The sequence below is a fragment of the Variovorax sp. J31P207 genome (assembly GCF_030316965.1).
GTDB lineage: Bacteria > Pseudomonadota > Gammaproteobacteria > Burkholderiales > Burkholderiaceae_C > Variovorax > Variovorax ginsengisoli_B.
On sequence record NZ_JASZYN010000003.1, the window covers coordinates 201,602 to 225,597 of the forward strand.

25 protein-coding genes are annotated in these 23,996 nt (G+C 70.6%); 15 read left to right on the forward strand and 10 right to left on the reverse strand.

All coding sequences use genetic code 11. From position 1 onward, the window contains the following. Positions 1 to 98 precede the first annotated feature (98 nt). The 3 genes from QTI68_RS12105 (at position 99) to QTI68_RS12115 (ending at position 2,788) form a co-directional block, all read left to right on the forward strand. Entirely contained in the window at positions 99 to 1,058 is a 960-nt protein-coding gene (locus tag QTI68_RS12105; protein ID WP_286521790.1) for a Bug family tripartite tricarboxylate transporter substrate binding protein, read from the forward strand. Next, complete coding sequence (locus tag QTI68_RS12110) at positions 1,048 to 1,746, forward strand: SDR family NAD(P)-dependent oxidoreductase (protein WP_286521791.1); 699 nt, start codon at positions 1,048 to 1,050, stop codon at positions 1,744 to 1,746. Before QTI68_RS12105 ends, QTI68_RS12110 begins: the two co-directional genes overlap by 11 nt. A gap of 151 nt (positions 1,747 to 1,897) precedes the next feature. Next, positions 1,898 to 2,788 (forward strand): NAD(P)-dependent oxidoreductase, encoded by an 891-nt coding sequence (locus tag QTI68_RS12115; protein WP_286521792.1) that lies wholly within the window; start codon positions 1,898 to 1,900, stop codon positions 2,786 to 2,788. On the opposite strand, the gene QTI68_RS12120 is transcribed toward QTI68_RS12115, so the two are convergent. Beyond that, positions 2,785 to 3,840, reverse strand: coding sequence for a GNAT family N-acetyltransferase (locus QTI68_RS12120; protein WP_286521793.1), 1,056 nt, complete (start codon positions 3,838 to 3,840; stop codon positions 2,785 to 2,787). The genes QTI68_RS12115 and QTI68_RS12120 overlap by 4 nt on opposite strands. A 322-nt stretch (positions 3,841 to 4,162) precedes the next feature. Here QTI68_RS12120 and QTI68_RS12125 point away from each other — a divergent pair, with 322 nt between their 5' ends. The 3 genes from QTI68_RS12125 (at position 4,163) to QTI68_RS12135 (ending at position 7,656) form a co-directional block, all read left to right on the forward strand. Continuing rightward, complete coding sequence (locus QTI68_RS12125; protein WP_286521794.1) at positions 4,163 to 4,369, forward strand: hypothetical protein; 207 nt, start codon at positions 4,163 to 4,165, stop codon at positions 4,367 to 4,369. Between the two features lie 33 nt (positions 4,370 to 4,402). After that, complete coding sequence (locus QTI68_RS12130) at positions 4,403 to 6,763, forward strand: phosphocholine-specific phospholipase C (RefSeq protein WP_286521795.1); 2,361 nt, start codon at positions 4,403 to 4,405, stop codon at positions 6,761 to 6,763. Between the two features lie 101 nt (positions 6,764 to 6,864). Further along, complete coding sequence (locus QTI68_RS12135) at positions 6,865 to 7,656, forward strand: hydroxyacylglutathione hydrolase (protein WP_286521796.1); 792 nt, start codon at positions 6,865 to 6,867, stop codon at positions 7,654 to 7,656. Positions 7,657 to 7,662: 6 nt separating this feature from the next. Here the strand turns inward: QTI68_RS12135 and QTI68_RS12140 are convergent, their stop codons facing one another. Further along, positions 7,663 to 8,598, reverse strand: coding sequence for a LysR substrate-binding domain-containing protein (locus tag QTI68_RS12140; RefSeq protein WP_286521797.1), 936 nt, complete (start codon positions 8,596 to 8,598; stop codon positions 7,663 to 7,665). Between the two features lie 105 nt (positions 8,599 to 8,703). Between QTI68_RS12140 and QTI68_RS12145 the strand changes: the two genes are divergently transcribed. The 3 genes from QTI68_RS12145 to QTI68_RS12155 all read left to right on the forward strand — a co-directional run bounded on the left by QTI68_RS12145 (position 8,704) and on the right by QTI68_RS12155 (position 12,424). After that, positions 8,704 to 9,753 (forward strand): alpha/beta fold hydrolase, encoded by a 1,050-nt coding sequence (locus QTI68_RS12145; protein ID WP_286521798.1) that lies wholly within the window; start codon positions 8,704 to 8,706, stop codon positions 9,751 to 9,753. A gap of 2 nt (positions 9,754 to 9,755) precedes the next feature. After that, complete coding sequence (locus QTI68_RS12150; RefSeq protein ID WP_286521799.1) at positions 9,756 to 11,501, forward strand: cytochrome c biogenesis protein DipZ; 1,746 nt, start codon at positions 9,756 to 9,758, stop codon at positions 11,499 to 11,501. A 266-nt stretch (positions 11,502 to 11,767) separates the two neighbouring features. Next, positions 11,768 to 12,424, forward strand: coding sequence for a peroxiredoxin (locus QTI68_RS12155; protein ID WP_286521800.1), 657 nt, complete (start codon positions 11,768 to 11,770; stop codon positions 12,422 to 12,424). Here QTI68_RS12155 and QTI68_RS12160 read toward each other — a convergent pair. Genes QTI68_RS12160 through QTI68_RS12175 form a run of 4 tightly spaced genes read right to left on the reverse strand, consistent with a single transcriptional unit; the run spans position 12,387 to position 15,748 of the window. Next, complete coding sequence (locus QTI68_RS12160) at positions 12,387 to 12,983, reverse strand: hypothetical protein (protein ID WP_286521801.1); 597 nt, start codon at positions 12,981 to 12,983, stop codon at positions 12,387 to 12,389. The two genes, QTI68_RS12155 and QTI68_RS12160, sit on opposite strands and share 38 nt — an antisense overlap. 15 nt (positions 12,984 to 12,998) lie before the next feature. After that, positions 12,999 to 13,766: a DUF899 domain-containing protein gene (locus QTI68_RS12165; protein ID WP_286521802.1), complete on the reverse strand. Its 768-nt coding sequence runs from the start codon at positions 13,764 to 13,766 to the stop codon at positions 12,999 to 13,001. A gap of 17 nt (positions 13,767 to 13,783) precedes the next feature. Beyond that, complete coding sequence (locus QTI68_RS12170; RefSeq protein ID WP_286521803.1) at positions 13,784 to 14,479, reverse strand: Vgb family protein; 696 nt, start codon at positions 14,477 to 14,479, stop codon at positions 13,784 to 13,786. Positions 14,480 to 14,527: 48 nt separating this feature from the next. Further along, on the reverse strand, positions 14,528 to 15,748 hold the full coding sequence (locus tag QTI68_RS12175; protein ID WP_286521804.1) for a helix-turn-helix domain-containing protein: 1,221 nt from the start codon (positions 15,746 to 15,748) through the stop codon (positions 14,528 to 14,530). 60 nt (positions 15,749 to 15,808) lie between these two features. Between QTI68_RS12175 and QTI68_RS12180 the strand changes: the two genes are divergently transcribed. Beyond that, complete coding sequence (locus QTI68_RS12180) at positions 15,809 to 16,387, forward strand: putative pterin-binding protein (protein WP_286521805.1); 579 nt, start codon at positions 15,809 to 15,811, stop codon at positions 16,385 to 16,387. A 17-nt stretch (positions 16,388 to 16,404) separates the two neighbouring features. After that, complete coding sequence (locus QTI68_RS12185; protein ID WP_286521806.1) at positions 16,405 to 17,052, forward strand: dihydrofolate reductase family protein; 648 nt, start codon at positions 16,405 to 16,407, stop codon at positions 17,050 to 17,052. A gap of 3 nt (positions 17,053 to 17,055) precedes the next feature. Here QTI68_RS12185 and QTI68_RS12190 read toward each other — a convergent pair whose 3' ends face one another. Further along, positions 17,056 to 18,288 carry an esterase/lipase family protein gene (locus tag QTI68_RS12190; RefSeq protein WP_286521807.1) on the reverse strand — a complete coding sequence of 411 codons (1,233 nt, stop codon included), beginning with the start codon at positions 18,286 to 18,288 and terminating at the stop codon, positions 17,056 to 17,058. Between the two features lie 123 nt (positions 18,289 to 18,411). Here QTI68_RS12190 and QTI68_RS12195 point away from each other — a divergent pair, with 123 nt between their 5' ends. Beyond that, positions 18,412 to 18,894 (forward strand): glycerate kinase, encoded by a 483-nt coding sequence (locus tag QTI68_RS12195; protein WP_301813328.1) that lies wholly within the window; start codon positions 18,412 to 18,414, stop codon positions 18,892 to 18,894. An 11-nt stretch (positions 18,895 to 18,905) separates the two neighbouring features. Here the strand turns inward: QTI68_RS12195 and QTI68_RS12200 are convergent, their stop codons facing one another. Further along, positions 18,906 to 19,895, reverse strand: coding sequence for a recombination-associated protein RdgC (locus tag QTI68_RS12200; RefSeq protein ID WP_286521809.1), 990 nt, complete (start codon positions 19,893 to 19,895; stop codon positions 18,906 to 18,908). Positions 19,896 to 20,011: 116 nt separating this feature from the next. Here QTI68_RS12200 and QTI68_RS12205 point away from each other — a divergent pair, with 116 nt between their 5' ends. The 3 genes from QTI68_RS12205 to QTI68_RS12215 are packed head-to-tail and all read left to right on the forward strand — an operon-like array spanning position 20,012 to position 21,576. Continuing rightward, complete coding sequence (locus QTI68_RS12205) at positions 20,012 to 20,950, forward strand: branched-chain amino acid transaminase (protein WP_286374371.1); 939 nt, start codon at positions 20,012 to 20,014, stop codon at positions 20,948 to 20,950. Positions 20,951 to 20,957: 7 nt separating this feature from the next. After that, positions 20,958 to 21,170 carry a zinc-finger domain-containing protein gene (locus tag QTI68_RS12210; protein ID WP_286521810.1) on the forward strand — a complete coding sequence of 71 codons (213 nt, stop codon included), beginning with the start codon at positions 20,958 to 20,960 and terminating at the stop codon, positions 21,168 to 21,170. Between the two features lie 16 nt (positions 21,171 to 21,186). Beyond that, entirely contained in the window at positions 21,187 to 21,576 is a 390-nt protein-coding gene (locus QTI68_RS12215; RefSeq protein WP_286521811.1) for a hypothetical protein, read from the forward strand. Here QTI68_RS12215 and QTI68_RS12220 read toward each other — a convergent pair. After that, positions 21,507 to 22,730: an O-antigen ligase family protein gene (locus QTI68_RS12220; protein ID WP_286521812.1), complete on the reverse strand. Its 1,224-nt coding sequence runs from the start codon at positions 22,728 to 22,730 to the stop codon at positions 21,507 to 21,509. The genes QTI68_RS12215 and QTI68_RS12220 overlap by 70 nt on opposite strands. A 68-nt stretch (positions 22,731 to 22,798) precedes the next feature. Beyond that, positions 22,799 to 23,986 carry a sensor histidine kinase gene (locus QTI68_RS12225; protein WP_286521813.1) on the reverse strand — a complete coding sequence of 396 codons (1,188 nt, stop codon included), beginning with the start codon at positions 23,984 to 23,986 and terminating at the stop codon, positions 22,799 to 22,801. Between the last annotated feature and the right edge of the window lie 10 nt (positions 23,987 to 23,996).

A 23,996-nucleotide genomic window follows, 5' to 3' on the forward strand; every position in this document is an offset into this window, starting at 1 on the left:
TGTCAGAAAACATTATTTGACCTGATTGCCTCGCGTTCCTAGATTAGGACCACGGCGCGCCTTCCGCGGGACGCGCCGACCCAACAGGAGACAACAGGATGAAGATCGCCACCCGCCTGCTCGGCGCCGTCGTGCTGGGCCTTTGCGCCTGGTCGGCGTCGGCCCAGACCTATCCCTCGCGCCCGGTGCGGGTGATCATTCCGTTCCCGCCCGGCGGCACCCTCGACACCCTGGGGCGCGCCGTGGCCCAGAAGCTGCAGGACCAGCTCGGCCAGCCCTTCGTGATCGAGAACAGGGCGGGCGGCAACGGCGTGATCGGTGCCGACCAGGTCGCCAAGGCGGCGGCGGACGGCCACACGCTGCTGTTCAACGCCTCCACCTTCGTGACCGCGCCCATGACCATGAAGTCGGTGCCGTATGCGGTGACGCAGGACTTCGCGCCGGTGGCGCTGGTCGCCAAGGCGCCGCTGTCGGTGGCGATCAGCAAGAGCCTGCCGGTGACCGACATCGCCTCGCTGCAGGCCTATGCCAAGGCCAATCCCGGCAAGATGACCTTCGCCGTCGGCTCGATCGGATCGGCCGGGCACCTGGCCACCGAGCTGCTGAAGCGCTCGGCCGGCATCGACTACCTGGTGGTGCCCTACAAGGGCACGGCGCCGGCCTTCCAGGACCTGATCGGGGGCCAGATCGGCGGTTTCATCGACCCGATCCTCGGCTCGCTGCAATACCACCGCTCGGGCATGCTGCGGGTGATCGCCGTGACCTCGGACAAGCGCGCCGCCAGCCTGCCGGAGGTGCCGACCGTGGCCGAGAGCCTGCCGGGCTTCGAGTTCTACAGCTGGTACGGCTTCTGGGCGCCGGCCAAGACGCCGCCCGAGATCGTGAAGCGGCTCAACGCCGAAGTGAACAAGGCGCTGGCCTCGGAGCTGCGCGAGCGCTTCACGCAGCAGGGGCTGGTCTTCACGCCGGGCTCGGTGGAGGACTTCGCCCGCTTCCAGGCGGCCGACATGGCCAAGTCGCAGAAGATCATCACCGAAGGGCAGATCCGTGTCGAGTGAGGAACGGCGGGCGCTGGTGAGCGGCAGCAGCTCGGGCATCGGGCTGGCCATCAGCCGTGCGCTGCTGGCGGAGGGCTGGTCGGTGACCGGCCTCGACTGCGCGCCGGCGCAGATCGAGCACAGCCGCTTCGGTTCGGTCGAATTGGACCTGTGCGACGCCACGGCGACCGAGGCCGCTCTGCATGCGCAGGGCCCGGTGCAGGCGTTGGTGCACGCGGCCGGCGTGCTGCGCGTCGGCCGGCTGGGCCAGCTCGACGTCGCCGCGGGCGAGCAGATGTGGCGGCTGCACGTGGACGCCGCCGCCCGCCTGGCCGACCGGCTGGTGCCCCGGATGGTGGGCGCCGGCGGCGGGCGGGTGGTGCTGGTGGGCAGCCGGGTGGCGCGCGGCATCGCCGGCCGCAGCCAGTACGCGGCCACCAAGGCGGCCCTGGTTTCGCTGGCGCGCAGCTGGGCGGCGGAGGTCGCAGCCGCGGGCGTCACGGTCAACGTGGTCTCGCCGGCGGCCACCGAGACCGCCATGCTGCAGGACCCGCGGCGCCAGTCGTCGCAGCCCCGGCTGACGCCCATGGGGCGGTTGATCCGGCCCGAGGAGGTCGCGGCGCTGGTGGCCTTCCTGCTCTCGCCGCTCGCCGCGGCGATCACCGGGCAGGACATCCAGGTCTGCGGCGGCGCCTCGCTGGAGGCATGAATGAAACACCCTCCGATGCGCCTGCGGCGCCTCCCCCCTCCAGGGGGGCGATACCAGCGGCCCGGCAAAGCCGGTTCCGCGGTATCCCTGGCGTTTGGCTGCGCCGGTTTCATGCGTCACGGGTCATGCGACACGTGGTGGAGCACCTAGGATGAACATGCCCTCCCCGACCATCGGCATCGTCGGCCTCGGCCTGGTCGGCCAGGCCCTGGGCCTGCGCCTGCGCGCGGCCGGCTGGCGCACGCTGGGCCATGACCTGCGGCCGGAGGCGGTGCAGGCCTTCGAGGCCGCGGGCGGGGAGGGCGCCGGCTCGCTGCCGGCGCTGGGCCGCTCGGTCGACACCGTGGTGCTCGCCGTGTTCGACACCCACGGCGCGCTCCAGGTGCTCGAAGGCGAGCCGGGGCTGCTGGGGCCTGGCAGCCGGGTTGGCCTGGTGATCGACTGTTCCACCGGTTCGCCGGACCTGCTGGTGGCGCTGGGGCGCCGGCTGCATGCGCGCGGCATCGACCTGGTCGAGGCGCCGCTCTCTGGCTCGAGCCAGCAGATCGGCGAGGGCGAAGCGACGGCCCTCGTCGGCGCCGACGACGCCGGCGTGGCCCGGGCGGCGCCCGTGCTGTCGGCACTCGCCAGCCGCTGGATCCATGTCGGTGCGCCCGGCATGGGCGCCAAGGCCAAGCTGGCCACCAACCTCGTGCTGGGCCTCAACCGCGCGGTCTTCGCCGAGGGCCTGGCCTTCGCGCAGAGCCTGGGCCTCGACCCCCGCCGGTTCCTCGAACTGGTGCTGGCCAGCCCGGCGAGTTCCGAGGCGGCCAGGATCAAGGGACCGCTGATGGTCGAAGGCGACTTCGCGCCGCGCTCGCGCATCCGCCAGCACCTGAAGGACGTGCGGTTGATGCTGGACAGTGCCGGTGCCGCCGCGCTGGAGCTGCCGTTCTCGCGTGTCCACGCGCAGCTGCTGGAGGAGGCCGTGGCGCAGGGCGAGGGCGAACTCGACAACGCGGCGATCCTGCTGCGGCTGCGCGGGCGCGCGCCACGACCCTAGCGCGCCAGGGCCGACGCCAGCACCGCGCGGTCGAGCTGGTAGGTGCGGTCGTCGCGATGCCGCGCGAAGCCCAGGCGTTGGTTGATCGACAGCATGGGCGCATTGGCGTGCGCGTTGTGGGTGATCATCGTTCGAACGCCGGGGTGCCGCGCGTGGACGAGCTCCAGCATCGCCGCCTTCACCGCCTTGGCCAGGCCACGCCCGCGCCAGGGCCGGGCCACGGCGGTGAGCTGCTGGTAGACGCGTTCCGGAAAGCGCGCGTCCCAGCTCGCATCGCACATCGCGGCCACTTCCTCGCCGTGGCACAACAGCACCAGGAAGTGCTCGCCGCCCCGGCGGTCCATGTCCTCGTACCAGGTCACGTAGCCCGGCAACTCGTAGCGCATGCGCGGCACCTCCAGCGCGTCGAGCGGCTGCTCGTTGATCAGCGCCGAGAAGGGCGCCATCAACTGGCCCAGCCGTGCCATCGGCACCTGCCCCGCGTGCACCTCCCAGCGCAGTCCGTCGGCGGCCAGCGGCACCGCCTCGCGCCAGCGCGCGAGCGACGGCCAATCGAGTGCATCGAGCCGCAGCCGGTTCTCGGCACTGTGGTACTTGCCGACGGCGCCGAGTGCCGCCATGAACGCGTTGCCATCGGGCAGGTGCACCTTGAAGGTGGCGGTCGTCCGGCCCTGCGCCTGCATGAACGCGAGCAGCGTCCTGGCCAGCGCCCTGCCGATGCCTTGGCGGCGATAGCCACGCAGCACGCCGCCGGCCGCATCCACGTGGGCCGCGAAGTCCTCGCAGCCGGGCGAGCCGTCGCGGCGAAACATCAGGATCAGGTTGCCGACGAATTCGCCCTGCCGGGTGGCGATGAAGCGGCGCGACTCGCCGAGCGGGCGGCGCAGGCGCAACTCGCGCTCGAAGTCCGCGTCGGGCAGCACCGGCTCGCCGGGAAGGTCTTCGGCGTGGCGGGCGCGGCGGAACGCGTGCAGCCGCGTCCAGTCCTCGGGTGAAGCGGCCTCGGGATCGAAGAAGCGGACCGCGGTCGAATCTCTTTCGTTTCCAAACATGGGGTTGCCTTGATTTCAAAAGACGACAGGGCCGCTGCCGGCACATGCCGGCGGCGGCAGCTGGAACTCAGGCGGTTCGAGGCGATGCGACGGGGGCAGCGGCGCGGGGCCGCCAGCTTCAGCCAGCCAGGTGGGACGCGACGGACCGGGTGAGCGCGATGGATGGGGCGATGTGGCTTTCCATGGTGACCTCCGGTCGGTGGTTGAAAGAGGCGCAGATCTTAGCCTGCGCGGTGCGATGTCATCGTCGCTTCATCGCGACGTCACGGCGCCTGCCTAGTCTTCGATCGCCCCACGATTCCAAGACACGGAGTGTTCCCCTATGTACCCATGGCCCACCTTTCGCGCATTGGCTGCGCTCTCGACCCTGGCCTGCGCCCTGACCGCCTGCGGCGGCGGCAGCAGCGGCAGCGCGGGCACCGGCACGTCGGCCGCCGCGGCCGGCACCAGCGGCAAGGCCACGACCGACACCGCTTCGACGGCCTCCTCCGACGCGAGCAGCCAGCCCAGCGTCAGCTACGCCCCCTGAACCCGCTTGATATTCCCCGACACTCGCCCTGACATGACCTCACGCCGCAACTTCCTCCAGAGTTCCGCCACCACCGGCATCGCCGCCGCCACGCTGGCCGCCTTTCCGCCCAGCATCCGCCGTGCGCTGGCCATCCCCGCCCATCACGACACCGGCACCATCAAGGACGTCAAGCACGTGGTCCTGCTGATGCAGGAGAACCGTTCCTTCGACAGCTATTTCGGCACCTTCAAGGGGGTGCGCGGCTATGGCGACCGCATGGCGGTCCCGGCGCCCAACGGCAAGAACGTCTTCTACCAAAGCTATACCAAGACCACGCCGCCGAGCACCTACGTGCCCTACCGGCTCGACGAGAGCAAGGGCAACGCGCAGCGCGCCGGCAGCACGCCCCACACCTGGGCCGATTCGCAGGCGGCGTGGGACCACGGCCGCATGTTCAAGTGGCCTGATGCCAAGAACCTGCTGTCGATGGGCTACTACGACAGCGCCGAAGTCCCGTTCCAGCGGGCACTGGCCGAAGCCTTCACGCTGTGCGACCACTATCACTGCGGCATGCACACGGGCACCATCGCGAACCGCCTGTTCTACTGGAGCGGCACCAACGGCCCGAACGGCATCAGCCCGGTCGACGGCAGCAAGGTCCAGGTGGCGGCGCTGAACAACCAGTTCAACGGCGGCAACGACATCGGCCCGTCGACCCAGGGTTGGACCTGGACCACCTATGCCGACCGGCTCGAGAAGGCCGGCGTCAAGTGGAAGGTCTACCAGAGCCTGATCGACAACTACGGCTGCAACGAGATGATGGGCTTCCGCCATTGGCGCGCCGCCATCGAGCAGATGCCGCCAGCGCGGCGCCCGGTCTACGTGGCGGCCACCGACATCACGCAGCCGGTCGATGCCGCCGGCCCGCTCTACGACGCGTCGGTCGACGATGCGCTCAGCCCGCTGGCCAAGGGCTTCGGCAACACCATGCCGCAAGGCTTCCTGGAGACCTTCCGCGAGGACATCAGGAACGGCACCCTGCCGGCGGTGTCGTGGATCATCTCGCCATCGGCCTACAGCGAGCACCCCGGGCCGTCGAGCCCGGCCAAGGGCGGCTGGTACGTGCAGGAGGTGCTGGATGCGCTGACCTCCAACCCGGAGGTCTGGAGCAAGACCGTGCTGCTGGTCAACTTCGACGAGAACGACGGCTTCTTCGATCACTTGCCGTCGCCGGCCGTGCCTTCGCGCAATGCCGACGGCACGCTGGCCGGCGCCTGCACGCTGGCCGCTGCCGATGTGGCGGTCGAGTACCACGACTTCGCGCCCGCCACCACCAGCCAGCCCGCGGTCGACGGCCGGCCCTACGGCCCCGGCCCGCGGGTGCCGATGTGGGTGGTCTCGCCCTGGAGCCGCGGCGGCTGGGTCAACTCGCAGGTCTGCGACCACACGTCGACGCTGATGTTCCTCGAGAAGTGCTTCGGCGTGGTCGAGCCGCAGATCAGCAAGTACCGCCGCGCCGTCTGCAGCGACCTCACCAGCGCCTTCAATTTCGAGCGCCCCAACAACGAGCCGCTGCCGACCCTGGCCGGGCACACGACCAAGGGCGACGCCGACGCGCTGACCGCCGCGCAGCAGGCGCTGCCGAAGATCACCCCGACCGCCGATGCCGCGCTGCCGGTGCAGGCCACCGGCGTGCGGCCCTCGCGGGCGCTGCCCTACGAGCTTCACGCCAGCGCGCGCACCGACGCGCTCAACGGCCGCGTGCAGCTGCTGTTCGCCAACAGCGGCCGGGCCGCCGCGGTGTTCCACGTCTACGACAAGCTGCACCTGTCGGACCGGCTGCCGCGCCGCTACGTGGTCGAGCCCGGCAAGCAGCTGGCCGGCGACTGGGCGTCGATGACCGACGACGCCGGCCTGTACGACCTCTGGGTGCTGGGGCCGAACGGCTTCCACCGCCACTTCAAGGGCGACCTGAACCGGCTGCGCGCCGGCGGCGTGGCACTGCCGGAGATCCGCGTGGGCTACGAGCGGCGCCAAGGCGACCTTTACCTGCAGCTGCGCAACGACGGCCGCCGCGATTGCAACTTCACCGTGCAGTCCAACAAGCTCTATGCGCGACCCGAGGCCTTCGAGGGCGGCGGCAAGGACCGCCACGACGACCACGGCCATGGCAACGACGACCGCGACGAGCGCGGTCGCTACAACGGCAACAAGGACGGCTCGTGGAGCGTCCGGGTCAAGGGCGGCGACGACACCCGCATGCGCTGGAGCCTGGACGCCAGCGGCCAGTGGTACGACTTCGTCGTCACCTGCGATGCCGACCCGGCCTTCTACCGCCGCCTGGCCGGCCGGCTGGAGACCGGCCGGCATTCGGTCAGCGATCCGGCGATGGGGCTGGCGGACCGCTTCTGAGCGAGCGAGGGCGGGCGAGGGGCTTGCCCCTTCGCCCGCAGCGTCCAGGCGGCCGACGTATGCTCCCGCCTCGTATCTCTTTGACAGCCTGGAGCATCCCCATGATCGTCGAGCGCATCTGGACCGGCAACGCCTACCGCAACTACAACTACCTGATCGTCTGCCCGGAGAGCGGCGAGGCCCTGGCCATCGATCCGCTGGACCACCAGAAATGCCTGGCCGCCGCCAAGGACAAGGGCTGGCAGATCACGCAGATCCTCAACACGCACGAGCACCACGACCACACCGGCGGCAATGCGGCCGTGGTGGCGGCGACCGGGGCCAAGCTGATCGCGCACCACCAGTCGGGCTCGCGCATCGCCGGCGTGGACCGCGGCGTCAAGGCCGGCGACGTGATCAAGGTCGGCCGGACCGTCGAACTCGAATGCCTCGACACGCCCGGCCACACCATGTGCCACATCTGCCTGCGCTCCCACACCGACAGCCCGGCCCTGTTCTCGGGCGACACGCTGTTCAACGCCGGTGCGGGCAACTGCCACAACGGCGGCAACGTCGAGGACCTCTACGCCACCTTCGTCGACCAGCTCGCCAAGCTGCCCGCCGACACGCGCGTCTACCCGGGCCACGACTACATCGAGAACAACCTGCGCTTCACGCTCGCGCGCGAGCCCGACAACGCGGCCGCCCAGGCGCTGCTGCCGCAGGTGGCCGCGCAGGACCCGGCGACGGCCCGGGTCACGACGCTGCAGGAAGAAAAGCAGATCAACACCTTCCTGCGCCTGAGCAGCCCGAGCGTCATCGCTGCGCTGCGCGAGGCCTTCCCCGATCTTCCCGACCAGCCGGACCCGAAGACGGTGTTCACCAAGCTGCGCGAATTGCGCAACAGCTGGTGACCTGGCTCAGGCACGCGCGCGTGTCGGCCGGCCCTGGAAGGCGGAGAACCCGGTCCGGATCTCGCCCAGCAGGCTGCCCGCCGCGACCGACAGCGGCCGGCCGCGGCGCACCACCAGCCTGACCTGTGCCGAGCGGCACAGCGGGTGCGCCAGCTCCAGCGCCACCAGATGCCCGGCCGCGATCTCCTTGGCCGCCGCCAGCCCGGCGCCGATGATCGTGACGCCGTCGGTGCTGCGCACGAAGCGCTTGAGGCCGACCACCGAGTTGCTGCGCAGCGTGATGTGCAGCTTCAGGTTCTCGGCGTATTCGAGCATCTCCACCAGCAGGCCGACCCCGTAGCCGGGCGGCATCAGGCCCAGCGGATAGCCGGCGATCTGCCGCAGGTGGAGCGGCCCGGACAACCGGGTCAGCGGATGCCCCGCCCGCACCAGCAGCCTGGCCGGCGCCGGTGCGCTGGCGACGGTCTCGAGCCCGGGCTCGGCCGGCGGGTTGTAGGCAATGCCGATGTGGGCCTCGTCGTCGACGACGGCGCGCACCAGCTCGTTGGCGGGCGAGGCGTCGACCATCACCGCCAGCTTCGGATGCGCGGCGCAGAAGGCGGCGACGACCTGCTCCATCAAGCCGTCGATGAAGCCCTCGCTGGCGACGATCCTGACGCTGCCGGCTTCGAGCGATTCGATCGCGCGCAGCCGCTCGGCCAGCTGTTCTTGGTGGGCCTGGCAGCCACGCCAGTATTCGAGCAGGTGCTGCGCGGCGTCGGTCGGCGCCACGCCCCGCGCCTGCCGCTCGAACAGGGTCAGACCGAGCTCTTCCTCCAGCAGCGCGACCTGCCGGGTGATCACCGAGGGGGCGGTGCCGAGGGCGTCCGCGGCGCCGCGGATCGAGCCGTGGACGAGCACCTCGCGGAAGTAGCGAAGGCGTTTCTGGTTGATTTCTCGCATCACCGTAGTGTTGCCCAACAGGCAACGAAGTGGTTAAAAAAATGCTGTTGGTCGAACAGCCAGAACGGCGAAGAATTCGCTTCGTCGAATCACGGAGAGAACCTCATGTCCGAAGCCTTCCAATTGCAACGCCGGGCCTTCCTCGGCAGCGCTGCCGCCGGCATCGCCCTCGCGGAATCCCTTCTCCCGGCATTCGCCGAGGCCGCCACGCCGCCGTCGGGCAAGCCGGCGGCGGGCCCCGGCGCCGCGCCCCGGCAGCTCGAGCCGATCCGGCAGATCCGCGCCGGCGAACTCGATGTCGGCTACTACGAAGCCGGCCCGCGCGACGGCACGCCGGTGCTGCTGATGCACGGCTATCCTTACGACATCCACAGCTATGCGGAGGTCGCGCCGCTGCTCGCGGCGCGCGGATTCCGCGTGATCGTGCCGCACCTGCGCGGCCACGGCACGACCCGTTTCATCGACCCGCAGGCGCCGCGCAATGCCCAGCAATCGGCGGTGGCGCTCGACCAGATCGCGCTGCTCGACGCCCTCGGCATCGAGCGTGCCCTGATGGTCGGCTACGACTGGGGTGCGCGCACGGCCTGCGTGATCGCCGCCCTCTGGCCCGAGCGCTGCCTGGGCCTGCTCACGGTCGGCGGCTACATCGTGACCAACCTCGCCGCCGCCGCGATGCCCTTGCCGGCCAAGGCCGAGCACGACTGGTGGTACCAGTACTACTTCGCGCTGGAGCGCGGCCGCGCAGGCCTGCAGGCGAACCGGCGCGACATCGCCCGGATCCTGTGGACGAACAACTCCCCGAAGTGGGACTACGACGAAGCGACCTTCCTGCGCAGCGCGGCCTCGTTCGACAACCCGGACTACGTCGACATCGTGATCCACAACTACCGCTGGCGCCTGGGCCTGGCGCCGGGCCAGCCGCAATACGACGCGTGGGAGCGACGGCTCGCGACGCAGCCGGTGATCACCGTGCCCACGATCACGATGGACGGCGCCACCAACGGTATCGTGCCGGCCGGCGATGGCCGGGCGCAGGCGGCGAAATTCAGCGGGCCGCGTTCGCACCGGGTGGTGCAGGGCGGCCACAACCTGCCGCAGGAAGCGCCGCAGGCGTTCACCGACGCCGTCCTGGCGCTCGCCGCGGGGCACGTGTGAGCGTGACCCTCGCCGCCGTGGCCTATCTCGGCGGCGTGCTCACCATCGCCAGCCCCTGCGTGTGGCCGGTGCTGCCGTTCGTGTTCTCGCGCGCCGGGCGGCCGTTCGCATCGCACGGCCTGCCGATGCTGGCTGGCATGGCGCTCGCCTTCGCGGGCGTGGCCTCGCTGGCGGCGATCGGCGGCGCCTGGGCGGTCGCCCTCAACGAGTACGGTCGCTTCGCGGCCATCGCATGGATCGCCCTGTGCGGCTGCGCGCTGCTGTGGCCGCCGCTGGCCGATGCGCTCGGCCGGCCCTTCGTCGCGCTCGGCCAGCGCCTGTCCGCGGGGCCGCAAGGCGATCCGGCGCGGCGCTCCGGCCTGCTGTCGTCGGCGCTGCTGGGCCTTGCGACCGGCCTGCTGTGGACGCCCTGCGCGGGTCCGATCCTCGGCCTGATCCTGGCCGGCGCGACCCTGAACGGCGCCAGCGCCACCACCTCGCTGCTGCTGCTCGCCTATGCCGCCGGCGCCTGCACTTCCCTGGCGGCCGCGCTGGTGCTCGGCGGACGCCTGCGGCCGCTGGTCAAGAGAACGGCCTTGTCGGGTGCTGCGATCCGGCGCGTTGCCGGCGCCGGCATCCTGGTCGGCGTGGCGCTGATTGCGACCGGCATCGACACCCGCCTGCTGAGCCGGATCTCGTTCGCGGCGCCCGCCGGGCTGGAGCAGTCGCTGGTCGAACGGGTCCGGCCGGGCCCGCCCCCGGCGTCGCCCGTGGCGCAGCGCGTCGACCTGTCCGCCCCGCGCGTCCTGTCCGAAGGCGACTTTCCCTCGCTGGCCGGGGCGACCGAGTGGATCGGCTCCGGGCCGCTGACGCCCGAGAGCCTGCGCGGCAAGGTGGTGCTGGTCGATTTCTGGACCTACTCGTGCATCAACTGCCTGCGCACACTGCCTTACGTGCGGGCCTGGGCGCAGAAGTACCGCGATGCCGGCCTGGTGGTCGTCGGCGTGCACGCGCCCGAGTTCGCGTTCGAGAAGCGCCCGGAGAACGTGCGCCGCGCGGTCGCCGACCTGGGCATCGGCTTTCCGGTCGCCGTCGACAGCGACCATGCGGTGTGGCGCGCCTTCGGCAACCAGTACTGGCCGGCGTTCTATTTCATCGACGCGCAAGGCCGGGTGCGCGACCATCAGTTCGGCGAGGGCGGCTACCAGCGCGCGGAGCAGCTGATCCAGCAGCTGCTGGCCGAAGCCGGTGGCGTGGTTCCGTCCGGCGTGGTGTCGCCGCAGGGGCAGGGCGTCGAGGCGGCCGCGGCGCCGACACCCGCGCTCTCGGAGGAGTCCTACCTGGGGTACGAGCGTGCCGACGGCTTCGCGTCGCCCGGGCGGCTCGAACGCGATCGCGCGCGTGCCTACAGCGGCGTCGCATCGCTGGCGCGGGACCATTGGACGCTCGACGGCCAGTGGACCGCCGAACGCGATCGCGTCGTCTCGGCGGCGGCGCACGGGCGCATCGCCTATCGCTTCCAGGCCCGGGACCTGCACCTCGTGCTGGGCCCCGCGGCCGACGGCCGGCCGGTGCATTTCCAGGTGCGCGTCGACGGCCGGCCGCCGCTCGCGGACCATGGCTTCGACACCGACGCGCAGGGGCGCGGCACGATCGACCGCCAGCGGCTCTACCAGCTCGTGCGCCAGCGCGCGGGCAGCGCGGAGCGCAGCTTCGAGATCGAGTTCATCGAGCCGGGTGCGCAGGCGTACGTGTTCACCTTCGGCTAGGGCGTGTTCACACTATTCCAGGGTCGCGAAGGCATGCCAAGGCGGGCCAATCAAGGCGCGCGACGCCGCACGTGCGTTGGCACATGCAAGGAGTGCAACGCGGAGTGGCACGCCTTGGCATGCCTTCCCTTCGGGTTGCCCGGGCAACGCGATCCCTGGAATAGTGTGAACACGCCCTAGCAGCAAAGGACAGGTTTCCCGTCGCCCGCTGTCGCGCTATGCTTCGATTCGGTCCCCCATTCGAACCCGAACCACTGGAGCCAGCCATGTCCCTTCGCATCAACGACACCGCCCCCAATTTCACGGCCCTCACCACGCAAGGCAGCATCGACTTCCACGAGTGGATCGGCGACAGCTGGGCGATCCTGTTCTCGCATCCCAAGGATTTCACGCCGGTGTGCACCACCGAGCTGGGCTACATGGCCAAGATCGAGCCGGAGTTCACCAAGCGCAATTGCAAGCTCATCGGCCTGTCGGTCGATCCGGTCGACAGCCATGGCAAGTGGGTCGCCGACATCGAGGAGACCCAGGGCGCGGTCGTCAAGTACCCGATGATCGGCGACACCGACCTGGCGGTGGCCAAGCTCTACAACATGCTGCCGGCCGAGGAGCCGGGCACCTCCGACGGCCGGACGGCCGCCACCAACGCCACGGTGCGCTCGGTGTTCATCATCGGGCCGGACAAGAAGATCAAGCTGATGCTGACCTACCCGATGACCACCGGCCGCAACTTCGACGAGATCCTGCGCGTGCTCGACTCGATGCAGCTGACCGTCAAGCACCGGGTGGCGACGCCGGTCAACTGGAAGAACGGCGAGGACGTGATCATCACGACCGCGGTCACGAACGAAGAGGCCGAGAAGGCCTTCCCCGGCTTCAAGACCATCAAGCCCTACCTGCGCACCACCAAGCAACCCGGTTGAAGAGGGGCCGAAGCCAGCCGGCCGCGGTGTCGTAGCCGCGGCAGGCCCCGCTGGCCAGCAGACCGGTGACGGCCAGCATCGCGGCGCCGTGGACGCCGACGGCGGCCAGGGCCAGCGCCAGCGGCCCGGCCGCGCCGGTGCCACTGCCTGGCGCGGCGCCGATGCACAGCGGCATCAGCGCCGGCACCAGCATCAGGCCGGCGCCATGGGCGGTGGACATCATGAACGACCACAGCGCCAGCCCGGCATGCCCGGCCGGCGCCCAGGCCCGGGCGGGCCGGCGGCGCCAGAGCCGAAGGCCCGCGACCAGCACCAGCGCGCCGCCCGCCAGGGCCTGCAGCAGCTGGCGGTCCAGGGACAGGCCGAACGCCACCGCCGCGGCCACCAGCGCGACCGATGCGGCATGCCCGGCCGCGATCGGCAGCAGGGCCCGCAGCGCCTGCGCCCGGTCATGCGAACGCAGGCCCCAGGCGGCCGCGAGCATCCAGCCGTTGGCCGGGTTCAGGCCGTGCAGCGCGCCGATGCCGGCGATCGCCAGCCATGGCCAGAGGCTTGCCATGATCCGCTCGCCTGTTCAAGGGTGCGAGGCGCAGCACGACCCGGCCGCGGCGGTGTCGTAGCGGTCGTGGTGGCGCACCCAGTCCATGGTGTGGCCCGGGTTGTGTTCGTCGCGACCCTTGGGCGTGAGGTCCAGCAGGTCGTAGGTTCCCATCATCACTTCCACCCCGCGCCCGTAGGTCGAGTAGGTGTGGAAGACCTGGTCCGCGTCGTCCTTGTAGAACACGCTGATCCCGGGCGCCTCCTCGGCCGGAAAGGCCTGCGTCACGTAGTTGTAGCGGACCTTGCCGCTGGCGATCTCTTCCGGCGTGAACGAGACGCCGAAGTCGCGGTTGAAGTCGCTGCCGTGCGAAGACACCCACTGGAACCGCCAGCCCATGCGGGCGCGGAAGCGCTCGATCTCGGCCAGCGGTGCGCGCGACACCACCCGCAGCGTGACGTCGCGCTGCATCAGGTGCACCTGCATGCCGTCGAGGTGGTCGGCCATGTACGAGCAGCTCGGGCAGCCCTCGGCCCAGCCCGGGCCGAGCATGAAGTGCTGAACCAGCAGCTGGCGGCGGCCTTCGAACAGCTCGGCCAGCGTGCGCCGGCCCTCGGGCGTGTCGAAGGCGTAGTCCTTCTGGATGCGCACCCAGGGCAGCGCGCGGCGCTCGCGGGCGAGCTGGTCGCGCAGCCGGGTGATTTCCTTCTCGCGCGCCAGCAGCAGCTTGCGCTCGGCGAGCCATCGGTCCCTCGACACGACGGGATGGTGGGTGGTGCTGATCTCGGCGGTGGCGGTGTTCATGGTGTGCTCCCGGGGATTCAGTTGGCGGCCGTCCCGGCCTTGCGCGTGGACGCCGGGCGGCGCACCGCGCGGACCTTGCCGCTGTTGCCGCCGCCGCAATAGAAGAGATCCGCACCGTCCGACTCGAGCCCGCTGATGCCGACGCCGTGCGGCATCTCGAGCCGCTCGAGCACCGCGCCGCTCTGCGGGTGGATGCGGCGCAGCTCGCTCTCGTCGCCTTCCCAGGTGGCGTGCCAGAGCTCGCCGTCGACCCAGGTCACGCCGGTGACGAAGCGGTTCGACTCGATGGTGCGCTTGACCGCGCCGGTCGCCGGGTCGATCTGGTGGATCTTGCGATCGCGGTATTGCCCCACCCACAGGCTGCCCTCGGCCCAGGTGAGCCCCGAGTCGTAGCCATGGCCGGGGGCCGGGATCGACGCCACCACCTCGCCGGTGGCCGGGTCGATCTTGTCGATCCGCGACTCGGCGATCTGGTAGAGATAGGTGCCGTCGAAGGCGGTGCCGGCATCGCAGGCGTGTTCCAGCGTGCGCGTGGGTTCTCCGCTGGCGGGGTCGAAGGCGACCAGCCGGGCGCCGGTGGCGGCCCACACGTGGCGGCCGTCGTGGGTGACGCCGTTCACCTTGTCGGCACCGGGGAACGGGCCGTACTCGCGCACGATTTCGGCCGCTTGCACCGTGGCCTGGGGACTCTCGTTGCCTGTCTGGCGGGTCATTGCTCTGGCTCCTTGTGAAGGGCCTCGAACCGGGGCCTTGGGACGACTCTATTCAATCGGGAGCGCGGTGGGGAGTAACAAGATCGTCGTGAAACCCGCCAGCGGCGGCGACAGCCAGCGCCGCGCCCGGGCCTGCCCGATCGAGCGCACACGGCCTTCGGCCTCGAGCTCGGCCAAGGCGCGCTGGACGGTGCGCTGGCTGGCCCCGAGCGCCAGCGCCAGGGCCGAGGTCGACCAGGCCGCGCCGTCGGACAGCAGCGCCAGCAGCGAGGCCTGGTCGCCGTCGATGGGCGGTGCCAGCACGACGGCCGGGCGCTGGTCGCGCGGCTTCAGGACGAAGCCGCGCGGGGTGGCCTCGATCTGCGCCAGCGCCGCGACCAGTGCCCGCAGGCGCCCGATTTCGACCCGCAGCCGCGCCCGGTGCGTCTCGTCGGGGCGGCGGGTGCGGAACGCGTCCGCGATCAGGGCTTCCCGATCGGCGGCGTCGGGCCAGGCCTCGGCGAGCGTGCGCGCCAGCGCGAACAGCACTGGCCGGCGCGTCAGCGGCAGCCAGTCGTCGCGGGTGCGCAGTCCGTGGCGGCAGGCATCGATCACCAGCGCGCCCGAGGCCAGCAGGGCCGCGACCTCGCCGAGGCGCAGCGCCTCTTCGCCGTCGCGGGAGAGGCGCCGGGCGGCCGGATGTTCGAGCGCCGCCCGCGCCTCCGCCACCTCGGCCAGCAGTGCCGGCACGCGCGCGCGGCCGGCCGCCTCGTCGGCGCGCGCCAGCGCCGCCTGCGCCGGACCGATGCGCAGCGAGCGCAGCGCCAGCTCGGCGGCGGCCAGCTCGGCCACCGCCGCCAGCGACGCCGGCAGGCCCTGGGCATCCAGCTGGGCCAGCGCTGCCGTCGCTTCGTCGAGGCGGCCGAGCAGCAGCAGCCGGCGCGCCGCGATCAGCCGCGCCTGCAGGGCATTGGCGGGGTCGGCATGCGCGTCGAGCGTGGCCGCCGCCGCCGACAGCGCGCGCGGCGAGCCGCCGAGGTCCCGCATCGCCAGCGCCACTTCGGCCTCGGCGACCACGCAGCGGGCCCGCGCCAGCGCTTCGTGGGCGCCGAAGCCGCGGGCCGCCAGCCGGAGCAGCTCGCGCGCCCGCGGGTGCTCGCCGAGCTGGGCCATGGCGATGCCGCGCAGTGCCAGCGCCGGCGGGTCGTCGCGCAGCGCGATCCGCTTGAGGGCACCGAGCGCATCGCCGGCGGCGAGCGCCCGCGCCGAAGCGGAGATCAGGGAATCCATGGCGACAGGCTACCGCGAACGTGGTGGACGGCGGCGGGCGCATCGCTTCACAATCGTCCGATGGACAAACGACATTTCCTGGGCAGCGCGGCGCTCGCCGGGCTGTGGCCCGTGGCCGGCGTGTCGGCGGCGGAGCCGGCGCGAGGCGGTCCGGGCCTGCTGACCGTCAGCGGAATGGTCGGCAAGACCAACCGGGGGCCGGTCGATCCGGCGCTCGACCAGCTGATGGTCAAGCACGGCGTCAAGTTCGACCGGGCCTATGTTCTGGACGCCGAAGCGCTGGGCCGCCTGCCGGCGGTCGGCATCAAGGCCACGCTCGAATACGACGCCAGGCTGCATGCGCTCGCCGGACCGCTGCTGGCCAGCGTGCTGGAGGTCGCGGGGGTCACCGGCGACGTGATGCTGGGCCTGCGGGCGGTCGACGGCTACGTGGTGCCGCTGCGCCTGGCCGACGCGCGCAGCTGGCGCATGATCGTGGCCACCGAGATGGACGGCAAGCCTCTCGCCCTGGGCGGGCTGGGCCCGCAATGGGCCATCTACGAGGCCGACACGCTGGCCGCCTTCAAGGACAAGCCGCTCAAGGAGCGCTTTGCCTTGTGCCCCTGGGGCCTCTACAGCATCGAGGTCTCGCGCGCCTGAACCCGAGGAAACATCCGATGGCCAAGCTTTGCGTCCGCAGTTTCGCGGTGTCCCTCGACGGCTACGGCGCCGGACCGAGCCAGGATCTCCAGAATCCGCTCGGGCTGCGCGGCCCCGAGCTGATGGAGTGGTTTTTCCCCACGCGCCTGTGGCAGACCATGCAGGGCAGCCAGGCGGGCGGCGAGACCGGCATCGACAACCGCATGGCCGAGCAGGGCTTCGAGGGCATCGGCGCCTGGATCCTCGGGCGCAACATGTTCGGCCCGGTGCGCGGCCCGTGGCCGGACGACAGCTGGAAGGGCTGGTGGGGTGACGAGCCCCCGTACCACACGCCGGTGTTCGTGCTCACGCACCATCCGCGCGCGCCGCTGGCGATGGCCGGTGGCACCGAGTTCCGCTTCGTCACCGAAGGCATCCACGCCGCGCTCGAGCAGGCCAGGGCGGCCGCGGGCGGCCTCGATGTCCGCCTGGGCGGCGGCGTGTCCACCGTGCGGCAGTACCTGGCCGCCGGGCTGATCGACGAACTGCACCTGGCCGTCCGGCCGGTGCTGCTCGGCGCCGGAGAGGCGCTGTTCCAGGGGCTCGACCTGCCGGGCCTGGGCTATGAGGTCTCCGAGAGCATCGCCGGCGAACGCGCGACGCACGTGTTCCTGCGTCGGCGCTGAGGCTCATCGGCGCGGCAGGCGCTCCAGCTCTTGCCGCATTCGCTGCACGAGCATGTCGACCAGCTCTTTCGACTGCAGGATCGAGCTGTGGTCCTCGTCGAAGCCGTAGACGAAATCGGCCCGCGACTGCATGCCGCCGCCCAGCATGCTTTGCATCGACACCACGCCGTCGTTGTTGCCGGAGACGAAGCGCGAGCGGCCGCTGTAGCCGAAGAAGAGCGTGTAGCGGATGTCGGCCGGCCGCGGCACCACCGCCAATTCGCGAAGGTACGGGGAGTCGGGCGCCATGTCGAGCCACGATCCGGGCACGCGCGTCGGCCCGATGTCCGCCCAGCGCGCCGCCGCGTGGCCCTCCCACGGCGTGGAGATCGTCACCACGTGGTGCACCGGCGGCGTGCGGCCCTCGCGCTGGATGACGTTCAAGGTGCCGCGCGCCACCACGCCGCCCATGCTGTGGGCGACCACGATGCTGGTCGGGAAGGCGTACCGGTAGTGCAGCTCGTCGACCGCGTTGTTGAGCAGCAGGGTCGACAGCCCGATGGAAACGCCCGAGGGGTAGAAGAAGACCCAGGGCTGGAAGCGCGTGCGGTCGAGATGCTCGATGACGTATTCCCAGTCGCGCGGCGACCCGCCGATGCCGTGCACGAAGATCACCGGCACGCGCTTCGGGTCGAAGGGCTCGAGCAAGAAGAGGCCCGCGCGGCCCTCCTCGAGGAAGCGCAGGGGCTGGAACATGCCCTCGCGCACCCGTCCCGGCGCGAACCGACCTTCGTCGATGAGGGCGGGGGCGCCGAACTCTTCGTTGCGTCGCCTGGCCAGTGCGGCGTAGGCATCGCCGAAGATGGCCGGGAGGGCGACGTCGGGCGGCTTGGACGCGATCCGGATGCGGCCCAGGCCGGTCGCGGCGGTGGGCGGCTCGTCGACCGCTGTCAGTGGGAGGGCGGTGCCCTCGTAGAGGCTGGCGGGCTCGCCGGCTTCGTAGGCCAGGTCGCGGTTGACGTCCTCGAACGCGAGGATGCCGTAGCGGCCCGGCGGGGCCGCCAGGTGGTAGACGCCTCGCGTGCGCGGAACGACGTCGAGAAACACCGGCTCGGGCGGGTTGTCGAGCTTGTACAGCACGACGACGATGGGGCCCCGGGCTTCTTTCTCGGTCTCGACGATGCCGGTGAAGTACATCGCCTCGCCGAGCCGCTTCATGTGGCTGTCGGCCTGCAGCAGCGCGCAGCCGCTGGACATCGCGCAAAACGCCATCGGGAGCAGGAGCGCGCGAGCCAGACGCATCGTTGTCGGAGTTGCCGTGATCGCGGAAGTCTCGGGGGCGCGGGCGCGGCGGTCAAGCCGCCGGGCGACCGAGCGACAATCCACCCCATGAATTTCGGAAGACTCCTCGTTCCCGTCGGCGGCCTGGTGCTGCTCGGCCTGGCCTGGCGCAGTTACGGTTGGGGCGGCGTGGCACTGGTCGGTGGCGCGATCGTCATGTTCCTGCTGATGCATTTCAACCGCACGATGCAGGTCCTGAAGCGCGCGGCCGACCGGCCGATCGGCACCGTCGCCAGCGCCGTGATGCTCAATGCCAAGCTCAAGCCCAAGGCGACCTTGCTGCACGTGATCGCGATGACGCGCGCGCTCGGCGAACTGCGTTCGCCGAAGGACACGCAGCCCGAACTGTTCCGCTGGACCGATGCCGGCGGCTCCTGGGTCGATTGCACCTTCGCGGGCGGCAAGCTCGTCGAGTGGAAGCTGACCCGGCCGGAGGTGGCCGAGGACGAAGCCGCGGCGGACGCACCGAGCGCGGATGCGGTCAAGCCCGGCGCGGCGGACGCGCTGCGCCCGCCGGTCTGAGCTTGCCGGCCCTAGAACGGCGCTGAGTCGTCGACCAGCGCTTCTTCGGCGCCGGCCTTGGCGGGGGCTGCGGCGGCCGGTTCCGCGGCCGCGGTCCCCAGCTTCATCTCACCGCCCAGGGCCTCCAGCAGTTCGGGCACCAGCTGCCCCAGCTCCCCGGTCGCGATTGCCGCGTTGGCATCGAAATCGTCTTCCTTGCCCGACGAGGCCGGCGCATCGTCCAGCGTGCCTTCCAGGAACACGATCTTGCGGATCTGGAGCCCCTCGGTGAGCTCGAACGAGACCCGGTCGTCCCAGGTCATCGCGAGCCGGGTCGGGCGCTTGCCGGCGGCGATGTGCTCGCGCACCTCGTCGATGTCCAGCGGGTGCTTGGCGTAGCGCACCACGGCCTTCGATTCGTCGGTGGCCTTGAGCTCGCATTCGCGGTCGATCGTGAATCCCGCCGGCGGCTCCTGGCTGGACAGCCATTCGGACATCGCCGCCGCCGGCTCGACCTGGGAGTTGACCAGCGCCACCGCGAAGCCGTCGAGCGACTTGACGAGGCTGGTAACCACTTCGTCGGCGCGCGCAGCATTGCTTGAATTCACGACCAGGCGCCGGGCCGTGGGGTCGATCCACACCGCGACCCGCGCATGGCGCGTGAAGGCCAGCGGCAGCAGTTCGTGGGTGACGTCTTCCTTGAGTTCCTTCTTTTCCTTCTTGCCGGGCTTGCGGCCGGTGGTGGCCTCGATCTGGGCGGCGCGCTCATCGACCTTGCGGCGCACCACCGAGGCCGGCAGGGTCTTGGTCTCGACCATGTATTCGAGCAGCCACTGGCCGCCGACCGATTCGGCCAGCGGGCCGTGTTCCTGGCCGCGGGGCTCGACCCAGCCGGTGGCCTTTTCCTGCGATGGGCTGCAGGGGACGAAGCGCTGCGTGGCCAGCCCCTGCTCGACCTGGTCGAGCGACTGCGACCACGTGGCTTCGATGCGGTAGACGATGACGTTCTTGAAGACGGACACTGAAACCCTTTTATCTGGCTGGTTGGCAAAACCCGCCATTGTCGGCCCGACGCTGGCGGCCCGCCGCCGTAAAATCGAAAGCTTTTTCGACATACCCCCGGTTGAAGGACAAAGACATGAGCGCACTGCCCCCCGCACTGGACGATCGTGACGGCAAGATCTGGATGGACGGCGATCTCGTGGACTGGCGCGACGCCAAGATCCACGTGCTGACCCACACGCTGCACTACGGCTGCGGCGTCTTCGAGGGCGTGCGCGCCTACAACACGGTCAACGGCACCGCCATCTTCCGGCTGGCCGAGCACACCGAGCGGCTGTTCAACAGCGCCAAGATCCTGCGCATGAAGATCCCGTTCAGCCAGGAACAGGTCAACGAGGCCCAGAAGCAGGTGGTGCGCGAGAACAAGCTCGACAGCTGCTACCTGCGGCCGCTGGTCTGGATCGGCTCCGAGAAGCTGGGCGTCAGCCCCAAGGGCAACAAGATCCACGCCATGGTCGCGGCCTGGGCCTGGGGCGCCTACCTGGGCGAAGAGGGCATGAAGCGCGGCATCCGCGTCAAGACCTCGAGCTACACGCGGCATCACGTCAACATCACGATGACGCAGGCCAAGGCGGTCAGCAACTACAGCAACTCGATCCTGGCCAACATGGAAGCGCTCGACGACGGCTACGACGAAGCGCTGCTGCTCGATGCCAGCGGCTTCGTCTCCGAAGGCGCGGGCGAGAACATCTTCGTGGTCAAGGGCGGCGTGGTCTACACGCCCGACCTGTCGGCCGGCGCGCTCAACGGCATTACGCGCAACACCATCCTGCACATCTGCAAGGACCTCGGCATCGAAGTCGTGCAGAAGCGCATCACGCGCGACGAGGTCTACATCGCCGATGAAGCCTTCTTCACGGGCACCGCGGCCGAGGTCACGCCGATCCGCGAACTCGACCGCGTCGAGATCGGCATCGGATCGCGCGGGCCCATCACCGAGAAGATCCAGAGCGCCTTCTTCGACATCGTGAACGGCAAGAATCCCAAGTACGCCCACTGGCTCACCAAGGTCTGAAAAAGCGATGTCCACCCCCAAGAGCACCATCGAACTCCTCGCCCGCGACCTGAACGACCAGGGCGGCGTGTTCTGCCCGAACCCCAAGGCCGACATGCAGCTCTGGAGCGCGCATCCCAAGGTCTACCTCGACGTCGCGCGCACCGGCGAGGCCAAGTGCCCCTATTGCGGCACGGTCTACCGCCTCAAGGCGGGCGAAGCCGCCGGCAGCCACCACTGAGCCTTCCGGGGTTTCCGTGCGGGGCTTGTTCCTGGTCAACGTCAAGCTCGGCCGGGGCTCGAACGGCACCCTGCCGTCGACCCTCGCGGGTGCCTACGTGTCGGCCTACGCGACGGCGCCGGACCCCGAGTCAGCCACCCGGCTCGCGGTCAGCAAGCTGACCTCGAAGGGCTTCGAGTTCCTGGCCACCCAGGGCCCGATCAGCCGGCTCGACCCGCGCGAGTGGTCGCGCCATGTCGCGCAGTCGTGGCCCGAATTCATCGACGAACTCCCGAAGCAGGACGACATCGAGGCCGGCCTCGATCGCGAGATGGTGTTCTTCGGCCCCTTCGTGGGCTACGAACGGGCGCCCGAGGGCAGCAGCCCGCGCCACGAGTCCCCCGGCGCCTGCGCCAGCCGCAGGTAGACCATCGCCACCCACAGCAGCGCGAGCCCGATCTGGGCATCGCGCAAGGCCGAGTTCACGCTGGTGGCGATCAGCATCACGAGGGTCGCGACGAAGGCCTGCCGGCCGGCGAAGTCGTCCCGTCGCCAGGCGATCCAGACCGCCACCCCCATGATGACGAGCAGGCTCAGCGCGCCGGGAAAGCCGCTTTGAGCGCCCATCCACAGGAAGTCGTTGTGGGGCATGTTCTTGTAGTCGAGCAGCTTGGGGCCGCGCAGGTGCCATTGCTCGGTCCAGCCGCCGATGCCCCAGCCGGCGAAGGGCCGGTCGATCATCATGCGGGCGGTGTCGCGGTACATGTAGTAGCGCACCACCCAGCTGGCTTCCGAGATCTCGCCGGCCTGGGCGGCCTCGATCTCCTGGATGCCGACCGCGAATTTCTGCTGCACCACGGGTGAGTTCCACAGCACGCCGGCCGCGATCACGCCGCCGGCCATCAGCACCAGGGCCAGCACCTTGAGCTGGCGGCGCCACTGGTGCACGCAGGCGGCCGGGATCACCAGCAGCAGCGCCAGCAGCGAGGTCCGCGAGGGCAGGCTGAAGGTGATGATCGCCATCACGGCGGGCACCAGCGCGAACGCGGCGATGGCCTGCCAGCGGCGATGCCCGGCGAGCGCCTGGAGTCCGTACACCGCGGCCGTGGCGGCCATGATCGTGAACAGGAGCGCGTTGCTGATCGACTTGTTGCCGATCAGGATCAGCACGCCGCGCCAGGGCTCCAGCATCGGGAACCCCACCGAGTAGTACAGCGCGATCATCACGATGTTCACCAGTCCGATGATCCAGAAGCCCCGCACGGCCCAGATCGCCTCGTCGCGGGTCAGGGCCAGGGCCATCAGGATGGTGGCCGCGATGCGCAGCCCGTGGAACAGGTTGGAGCCGGTCTCGGGGTAGTGCGGCTCCAGCGCGAGCACGGCCAGCGTCCAGACCACGTAGGCCATCACCGGCCACCACATCGGGTTGCCGCGCAAGCGGAGGGCCCGCTCGCGCCAGCCGCCGGCGACCAGCAGCGCGACCATCAGCAGCAGGAAGGACACATAGGTCACGCCGACCGGCATGAACACCGTGAGCCCCCAGAACATGGCTGCGGCGCGAACGATGTGCGATCTCTGCATAGGGGGCGGATTTTAGAGGCCGGCGCAGGCGGGCCCGACGGCGTTGCGTCCCGGCAGGAAGGGCGCGCCTAGTGCGGCAACGTGATCACGAAGCTCGCACCCCCGCCGGGCCGGTCTTCGCAGCGCACGCTGCCGCCGTGGCGCTCGGTGATCGATTTCACCAGCGCCAGGCCGAGCCCGACGCCGCCGTTGCGCTCGCTGGCGCCCGGCAGCCGGTAGAAGGGCTCGAAGATGCGCTCGCGCTGCGTCACCGGCACGCCGGGCCCGCGGTCGTTGACCCGGATCTCGGTCTGGCCGGCACGGCTGCCGATCTCGACGCTGGTCTGTCCGGCGCCGTAGCGCCCGGCGTTCTCGAGCAGGTTGCGGATCGCGCGGCGCAGCAGACGCGGCACGCCGAGCACTGTCAGGGCGCTGCTGTCGGTGCCTTCCTTGACCTCGAGGTCGGCATCGACGCGGGCGCACTCCTCGGCCGCGAGGCCGGTCAGGTCGACCGTCTCGACGGTGCCCATATCGGCCTCCTTGGCATCGAGCCGGCTGGCCAGGAGGATCTCGTCGATCAGCTGGTCCAGCTCGGCGATGTTGCGCGAGATCTCTTCGCGCGCGCCCGGGTTGGGCCGGTCGCCCATCAGCTCGAGGCTCATGCGGATGCGGGTCAGCGGCGAGCGCAGTTCGTGCGAGGCATTGGCCAGCAGCGACTTGTGCGAGCGCACCAGTTGTTCGATGCGGGCCGCCGCGGCATTGAAGCCGTTCGAGAGGTCGGCCACTTCGTCCTGCCCTTCCTCGGGCACGCGCACCGACAGGTCGCCTTCGCCCCAGCGCTGGACGCCGCGCTGCAGCAGTTCGAGCCGCTTGGTGAGCCGGCGCACGATCGGATAGACGCCGAGCGCGACGATGAAGCCCACGATCGCCACCATCCAGCCGAGGCCGAAGGGCGTGCGCCAGGCCAGGATGCCCGGCGGCGGGCCCGGCGGGCGGCCGCGTGGCGCCACCTGCATGGTGAGGGCGCGGCCGTCGTCGAGCGTGACGTCGAAGGTGAGCCCGGCGCCAGGCACGCGGGTGGCCGTGCCTGAGCCGATCGGCTTGTCGTTCGAATCGAGCACCGCGACTTCGCGCGGCAGGGGCGCCAGCCGCTCGCGCTCGCTCTCGGCCGCCTCGCGCACGATCCAGTTGGCGGTCAGCGTGAGGATGAAGACGCCGGCCACCACCGCCAGCCAGATACGGACGTAGAGGTGGCGGCGGTAGAGGTTGAGCAGCATGTCGGCGCCC